This is a genomic window from Acidovorax sp. Root217, assembly GCF_001428645.1.
In the GTDB taxonomy this organism is placed as follows: Bacteria; Pseudomonadota; Gammaproteobacteria; order Burkholderiales; family Burkholderiaceae_C; genus Acidovorax.
Genome location: NZ_LMIH01000042.1, coordinates 24602 through 32256, shown reverse-complemented (window position 1 = coordinate 32256; position 7655 = coordinate 24602). Strand labels below are relative to the sequence as shown.

Genomic DNA, 7655 nt, shown 5'->3' with positions numbered 1-7655 from the left:
TTTGGGTACTTTTCTTTGGCGAAGCAAAGAACAAGTACCTCGGCCGCCGGGCCGAGACCCGGCTCCCGCCCGTAACACGAGCAAGCAGCAACCAAGACCACCGGCAGAGCAGAGAAATGCAAATCGAATCTCCCCCCATCCTCCGCGACACCCCCAAACCCCAAGGCGAACGCCGAGGATTGGTCCTCGTCCACACCGGCACCGGCAAAGGCAAGAGCACCGCCGCCTTCGGCCTGGCCATCCGCGCCCACGGCCGCGGCAAAAAAGTCAAGATCTACCAGTTCATGAAAGTGCCGACTGCGCGCTTCGGCGAGCACCGCCTGTTCGAACAACTGGGCATGCCCATTGAAGGCCTGGGCGACGGCTTCAGCTGGAAGAGCCGCGACCTGGACCACTCCGCGCAACTGGCCCTGGACGGCTGGGCCAAGGCCGAGGCCACCGTCCGCGCGGGCGAGCACTTCATGGTTGTGCTCGACGAAATCATGTACCCGCTGCGCTACGGCTGGATCCCGCTCGAATCCATCCTGGCCTGCCTGCGCGAGCGCCCGCCGCACGTACACGTGGTGCTCACCGGCCGCAACGCGCCGGCCGAGCTGATCGAGCTGGCCGACACCGTGACCGAGATGACGCTCATCAAGCACCACTTCAAGGCCGGCGTGCCTGCTCAGCGGGGAATCGAGGACTGATGAATCCCTCCTTGTCTTTGCCGCTGGCCCGCACGCGCCTGCACCCCACGGTGCCCGCGCTGGCCGTGCTCGGCCTGCTGGGCGGCCTCGCCGCGCCGCTGGCACAGGCACAACAACAGCACCGCATCGTCACGCTGTCCCCTTCGCTCACCGAGGCCGTCTGCGCCCTGGGCCACTGTGCCGAGCTGGTGGGCACCGACCGCTATTCGAGCTGGCCCGGCACCGTGGCCAAGCTGCCCAAGGTGGGCGGCCTGCAGGACGCGCAGATCGAGCGCATCGTGGCCCTTCGGCCCGACATGGTGCTGCTGGGCCCGCGCAGTCGGGCGGGGGACCGCCTCTCGGCCCTGGGCGTGCCGGTGCAGGTGTTCGATGCGCGCACGCATGCCGACCTCAAGCGCATGCTGATCAGCGTGGGCCAGTCGCTCGGCGAATCGGCACGCGCGGCCGAGCTGGTGGCGCGCATCGAGCGCGAGCTCGACGCTGCGGCGCGCCGCGTGCCGGCCCACCTGCGCGGGCGCAGTGTCTACGTGGAGGTGGGCGTGGGCCCCACGGCCGCCAGCGCGGCCAGCTTCATCGGCGAGACCGTGGCGCGCCTGGGCCTGGTGAACATCGTGCCCGGCGACATGGGCCTCTTCCCGCGCGTCAACTCCGAAATGGTGGTGCGCCGTGGGCCGGACCTGGTCATCGGCCCAGAGACCACCCTCTTCAACGTGGCCGACCGGCCCGGCTGGTCCGGCATGCAGGCGCTGCGCCAGCACCAGGTCTGCCAGCTCGACGCCGACCGCATGGACCTGCTTTCGCGCCCCGGGCCGCGCCTGGGCGAGGCAGCGCACATGCTGGTCGATTGCCTTCTTGGATTACCGCAAGTTCTGCGTTGATTCGCACCACCCCATTTACCCATTTTTCTGACTGGAGACTCCTTCCATGCAAGTCCACAAGATTCCCGCCACCATCGTCACCGGCTTTCTGGGCAGCGGCAAGACCACACTGCTGCGCCACCTGCTGACCAACGCGCAAGGCAAGCGCATCGCCGTCATCGTCAACGAGTTCGGCGAACTGGGCATCGACGGCGAGCTGCTGCGCAGCTGCGGCATCGGCTGCGACGAGAACGGCGTGGAGAACGGCCAGCTGTTCGAGCTGGCCAACGGCTGCCTGTGCTGCACCGTGCAGGAAGAGTTCGCGCCCGTGATGGAGCTGCTGGCCGCGCGCCGTGACCAGATCGACCACCTGGTCATCGAGACCTCGGGCCTGGCGCTGCCCAAGCCGCTGGTGCAGGCCTTCCAGTGGCCCGCGCTGCGCAACGTGTTCACGGTGGACTCGGTGATCACCGTGGTCGATGCGCCCGCCGTGGCCGCCGGCCAGTTCGCTGACGACCCGGTGGCCGTGGACGCCCAGCGCCGCGCCGACGAGAACCTGGACCACGAATCGCCCCTGCACGAGCTGTTCGAGGACCAACTGGCGACGGCCGACCTGGTGGTGCTGCACAAGACCGATGGCCTGACCGCCGAGGACCTGGCGCGTGTGGAAGCCATCGTGCGTGGCGAGACCCTGCCGGGCGTGAAGTTCGTGCACGCCCAGCATGGCCGCATCGACCCCAGCGTGCTGCTGGGCCTGGGCCATGCGGTGGAGGACGTGATCGACGCGCGCAAGACCCACCATGACGAGGAAGAGGACCACGACCACGACGAGTTCGAGTCGGTGCACGTCACGCTTGATGTAGCCGACCGCGGTCGCCTGCTGGAGGCCCTGGTCGCCCTGGTCCAGCGCCATGAGATCTACCGCATCAAGGGCTTTGTGGCCCTGCCGGGCGCGGCCATGCGCCTGGTGGTGCAGGGCGTGGGACAGCGCTTCGACAGCCATTTCGACCGCGCCTGGCGCGAGGGCGACCTGCGCACCACGCGCCTGGTGGTGATCGGCGACCACCTGGATGCCGCCGCCCTGCAGGCCGAGCTGCAATCGGCACTCGCCGAATCCGCCACCACCACCGCCTGAGGCCGCCCGCATGCATCTGCTTTCCACGCGACCGGGTGGCTACGTCGAGGACGGGGGCCAGGGCCTGGTGCGCGTGGAACAGACGCCCGGCGACATCGTTATCCTGAGCGCGGCCGACACCACCCTGTCGCTGCTGTCCGACGCGGCGGCCAGCCTGGGGGATGATTTCCCCCGCGTGCGCCTGGCCAACCTGATGTGGCTGCGCCAGCCGGCCTCCACCGACATGTACGTGGACGACGTGCTGCGCCATGCGCGCGTGGTCGTCATCGACCACCTGGGCAGCCCGAGCGACTGGGCCTATGTGGTCGAACAGGCGATGTCGCTGGCCGGCAAGCGCGGCCAGTGGCTGGCGCTGTTCTCGGGCGACAACGTCGAAGACCCCCAGCTCTTGATGCGCAGCACCGCCTCCCCCGAGGACTGCCACCAGCTGTGGCGCTGCCTGCGCGAAGGCGGGCGCGAGAACGCGCTGGCCTTCTTCGCGCTCATCGGCCATGCGGCCTTCGGCATCGGCCCGCGCCCGCCGCCACCCCGGCCGCTGCCGCCGGTGATGGCTTACACACCGGCTGCGGCTGCGCCCTGGGTACCCGGTGCGCCGGTGGCGATGCTGGTGTTTTACCGTGCCCACCTGCAGTCGGGCAACACAGCGGTGTTCGATGCCATGCAGGCGGCGCTGGCGCAGGCGGGGCTCAACACCCTGGCCGTGGCCGTCGATTCGCTCAAGAACCCCGAGAGCCTGGCCGCGCTGCAGGCCATGGCCGCAGAGCAGGGCGTGGGCGTGGTGCTCAACGCCACGAGCTTTGCCGTGGCCTCCATCGACGGCAGTGACGACGAGGACGCGCCAGCGGTCGCCCTGGCCGGCGATGCGCCGGTGCTGCAGCTCATCACCGCCGGCTGCTCGCAAGAGCAGTGGCAGGCCGACCCGCATGGCCTGGCGCCGCGCGACCTGGCCATGCAGGTGGTGCTGCCCGAGGTGGACGGGCGCATAGGGGCCCGCGCCATCAGCTTCAAGGGCCTGGCCTGGCGCTGCGAGCGCACCGAGGTCGACGTGGTGCGCTACCAGCCCGAACCCGAGCGCATCGCCTTCGTGGCCGAGCTGGCGCGCCGCTGGTGCGTGCTGCGCAGCAAGCCGCATGTGGGCAAGCGTGTGGCGCTCATCCTGGCCAACTACCCCAACGACGATGCGCGCCTGGCCAACGGCGTGGGCCTGGATACACCGGCTTCCACCGTGCTCATCCTGCAGGCGCTGCGCGATGCCGGCTACACCACGGGCGAGCTGCCCGAGGGCGGCGATGCGCTGATCGCGCAGCTGGTGGAGGGCGTGACCAACAACCTCGATGCCAATGCCGACCGCCCTGCGGGCCAGAGCCTGGCCATGGCCGACTACCTGGCCGACTTCGGCGCCCTGCCGCAGGCCAGCCAGGACGCGGTGAACGCCCTGTGGGGCCCGCCCGGCGCAGACCCCATCGTGCGCAGCGGCCGCTTCATGGTGCCGGGAATTCGCCTGGGCAACGTCTTCGTGGGCATACAGCCTGCGCGTGGCCGCGACCTGGACCTGGTGGCCACCTACCACGATGCCGACCTGGTGCCCACGCACGGCTACCTGGCCTTCTACTTCTGGCTGCGCCGCGTGTTCGCGGTGGACGCCGTGGTCCACGTGGGCAAGCACGGCAACCTCGAATGGCTGCCCGGCAAGAGCGTGGCGCTGGGCGCCGCCTGCTGGCCCGACGCCATCCTGGGCCCGCTGCCGCACCTGTACCCCTTCATCGTCAACGACCCGGGCGAGGGCAGCCAGGCCAAGCGGCGCACGCAGGCCGTCATCATCGACCACCTGATGCCCGCGCTCACGCGCGCCGAGACCTACGGCCCGCTGCAGCAGCTCGAGCGCGCCATGGACGAGTACTACGAGGCGCTGTCGCTCGACCCGCGCCGCGCCAAGCTGCTGCGCCAGAGCATCCTCGACCAGGTGCTGCAGCACGGCCTGCACCAGGAGCTGGGTTTTGCGCCGCCGGCCGACGACGCGCAGCGCGAAGCCCTGCTCGGCCGGCTCGACGCCTACCTGTGCGAGATCAAGGAGTCGCAGATCCGCGACGGCCTGCACATCCTGGGCCGCTCGCCGCGGGACCGCCAGCGTACCGACACGCTGGTGGCGCTGGCGCGCTTTCCAGGCGGCTCGGCGCCAGGGCAGGGCAGCCTGCTCGTGGCGCTGGCCCGCGACCTGGGCTTGGGCGACTTCGACCCGTTGAACCCCGAGTGGGCGGCGCCCTGGACCGGCCCGCAGCCCGAGGTGTTGCAGGCCCTGGCCGATGAACCCTGGCGCCATGTGGGCCACACACGCGAGCGGCTCGAAAAGCTCGCCGCGCAATGCGTAGAGCAGCACCTGGCGGTGGACGGCGCGGGCCGCATCGCAGGCCCGCCCATGGATGCCGCGCAGTGGCCGCACAGCGCACAGGTGCTGGCGCGCATGCGCGCCGTGCTGGCCCCCCGGCTCGATGCCTGCGGCCCGAACGAGATGGCCCAGTTGCTGCGCGGCTTGGCCGGCCGCTTCGTGCCGCCGGGCCCCAGCGGTGCCCCTTCGCGCGGCCGGCCCGACGTGCTGCCCACGGGCCGCAACTTCTATTCGGTGGACACGCGCGCCGTGCCCACACCCACCGCCTACGGCATGGGCGCTCTGGCGGGGGACCGCGTGGTGGAGCGCCATTTGCAGGACCATGGCAGCTTTCCCACCGCGGTGGGCCTGTCGGTCTGGGGCACGAGCACCATGCGAACCGGCGGCGAGGACATCGGCCAGGCCTTTGCCCTGCTGGGCGTGCGCCCGAAATGGGCACCCGGCAGCCACCGCGTGGTGGACATCGAGGTGCTGCCCATGGCGATACGCAACCGCCCGCGCATCGACGTGACGCTGCGTGTGTCGGGCTTTTTCCGCGATGCCTTCCCGGGCGTGATCGACCTGTTCGACACGGCCGTTCGCGCCGTGGCTGCCATCCCCGAGGACGACGAGCCCGACGACGTGAACCCCATCCGCGCCCGCGTGCGGCGTGAGGCGGCTGAAGCCGAAGCGCAAGGCATGGCCACAGAGGACGCACAGCGCCGCGCCACCTGGCGTGTGTTCGGCCCGCGCCCGGGCGGCTACGGCGCCGGTCTGCAGGAGGTGATGGCCAGCGGCCGCTGGAGCACCTCGGACGACCTGGCCCAGGCCTACCTGCGTGCGGGCGCCTTCGCCTACGGCCAGGGTGGGCATGGCGAGGCGGCGCGCGCGGCTTTCGAGCAGCGCCTGGCGGCGGTGGACGCGGTGCTGCACAACCAGGACAACCGCGAGCACGACATCCTCGACTCGGACGACTACTACCAGTTCCAGGGCGGCATGGCAGCCGCCGTGCATCACCTGGCCGGCGCGCCGGCCGCGCTGTACCACGGCGACTTCAGCACGCCCGGGGTGCCGCGCATCCGCACGCTGAGCGAAGAGGTGGCGCGCGTGGTGCGCGCCCGGGCCGTGAATCCCAAGTGGATCGATGGCGTCAAGCGCCACGGCTACAAGGGCGCGTTCGAGATGGCGGCCACGGTGGACTACCTGTTCGCCTTCGACGCGACCACGGGCGTGGTGGGCGACCACCAGTACGCGCTGGTGGCCGACGCCTACCTGCACGACGACGCCACGCGCGACTTTCTGCAACAGCACAACCCGCTGGCCCTGCGCGGCATTGGTGAGCGTTTGCTCGAAGCCATGCAGCGCGGGCTGTGGGGCGAGCCCGGCGAGCACCGCGAGCGCATCGAGCAGCACCTGCTGGAGCTCGAACACCGCCTCGAAACCCAGGGCGAAGGACCCTTGCCATGACCGCTTTTTCTTTGTCCCCTGTGCCCGCCACCGCGTTCCCCTTCACCGCCCTGGTTGGGCACGAGGCCCTGCAGCGCGCGCTGCTGCTGGCCGCCATCGACCCTGGCATGGGCGGCGTGCTCATCAGCGGCCCGCGCGGCACGGCCAAGTCCACCTCGGCGCGCGCGCTGGCGGCGCTGCTGCCCGATGCGCCTTTCGTCACGCTGCCCCTGGCCGCCAGCCTGGAGCAACTGGTGGGCACGCTGAACATCGAAGACGTGCTGCGCGACGGCCAGGTGCGCCTGGCGCCCGGCCTGGTGGCGCGTGCACATGGCGGCGTGCTCTATGTGGACGAGGTCAACCTGCTGCCCGATGCGCTGGTGGATTCGCTGCTCGACGTGGCCGCCAGCGGTGTGAACACGGTGGAGCGCGACGGCGTGTCGCACCAGCATGCGGCGCGCTTCGTGCTGGTGGGAACCATGAACCCGGAGGAGGGCGAGCTGCGCCCCCAACTGCTCGACCGTTTCGGCCTGTCGGTGGCCCTGCACAACCCGGCCGATGCGGCCCAGCGCCAGGCCATCGTGCGCGCCCGCCTGGCCTTCGATGCCGATCCTGCGGCCGTGGTGGCGCGGCATGCCCCTGCACAGGCCGGGTTGGCCGCGGCGGTGGCCCGCGCCCGCGCCGCGCTGGCGGCCCTGGAATGGACCGACGCCGTGGTGCAGCATGCCGCCCACCTGGCCCTGGCCGCCGGGGTGGACGGTATCCGCGCCGACCTGGTGATGCTGCGTGCGGCACGGGCGCTGGCTGCCCTGGAGCAGGCCGACAGTGTGGGTCTGGCGCATGTGGATGCCGTGGCCGAGCTGGCGCTGGCGCACCGGCGTACCGAGAATGCTGCAGGCTCCGTCCCGCCCTCCGGTGCCACGCAGCCACCACCACCGCCGTCCTCCTCCAAGCCATCGCCCGCCAACGGACAGGGCCTCGCTTCGTCGCAGAGCGCGCCTGAGGGCGACTGGGGCGCATTGCCACCCGAACCCCAACCCATGGCGCGCCTGCGCAGCACGGGAGCGTGGCCGCCAAAAAAAGCCTGAGCCACCCTGGCCCGCGCTCTCCTGGTTCAACCAAGACAAGTGCAGGCTGGCGGTGGCAAGCCCCTCGCAATGCCTGGC

General features: G+C 70.8%; 5 protein-coding genes. All 5 read left to right on the top strand.

Annotated elements, in window-relative coordinates:
* Positions 1-116: 116 nt before the first annotated feature.
* The 5 genes from cobO to ASE31_RS28675 are packed head-to-tail and all read left to right on the top strand — an operon-like array spanning position 117 to position 7577.
* Complete coding sequence (gene cobO / locus ASE31_RS28695) at positions 117-686, top strand: cob(I)yrinic acid a,c-diamide adenosyltransferase (protein WP_057206316.1); 570 nt, start codon at positions 117-119, stop codon at positions 684-686.
* Positions 686-1564, top strand: a complete 879-nt coding sequence (locus ASE31_RS28690) for an ABC transporter substrate-binding protein (RefSeq protein WP_057206314.1) — start codon at positions 686-688, stop codon at positions 1562-1564. Before cobO ends, ASE31_RS28690 begins: the two co-directional genes overlap by 1 nt.
* A 46-nt stretch (positions 1565-1610) precedes the next feature.
* Positions 1611-2678 carry a cobalamin biosynthesis protein CobW gene (gene cobW, locus ASE31_RS28685; protein ID WP_057206312.1) on the top strand — a complete coding sequence of 356 codons (1068 nt, stop codon included), beginning with the start codon at positions 1611-1613 and terminating at the stop codon, positions 2676-2678.
* A 10-nt stretch (positions 2679-2688) separates the two neighbouring features.
* A complete protein-coding gene (gene cobN, locus ASE31_RS28680) occupies positions 2689-6510 on the top strand; it encodes a cobaltochelatase subunit CobN (protein WP_057206311.1) in 3822 nt (1273 codons plus the stop codon).
* Positions 6507-7577, top strand: coding sequence for an ATP-binding protein (locus ASE31_RS28675; protein ID WP_057206309.1), 1071 nt, complete (start codon positions 6507-6509; stop codon positions 7575-7577). The genes cobN and ASE31_RS28675 overlap by 4 nt, the downstream gene beginning before the upstream one ends.
* Positions 7578-7655 lie beyond the last annotated feature (78 nt).

Coding starts and splice junctions, on each gene's coding strand:
- cobO (WP_057206316.1), top strand. CDS start 117: ATGCAAATCGAATCTCCCCCCATCCTCCGCGACACCCCCAAACCCCAA.
- ASE31_RS28690 (WP_057206314.1), top strand. CDS start 686: ATGAATCCCTCCTTGTCTTTGCCGCTGGCCCGCACGCGCCTGCACCCC.
- cobW (WP_057206312.1), top strand. CDS start 1,611: ATGCAAGTCCACAAGATTCCCGCCACCATCGTCACCGGCTTTCTGGGC.
- cobN (WP_057206311.1), top strand. CDS start 2,689: ATGCATCTGCTTTCCACGCGACCGGGTGGCTACGTCGAGGACGGGGGC.
- ASE31_RS28675 (WP_057206309.1), top strand. CDS start 6,507: ATGACCGCTTTTTCTTTGTCCCCTGTGCCCGCCACCGCGTTCCCCTTC.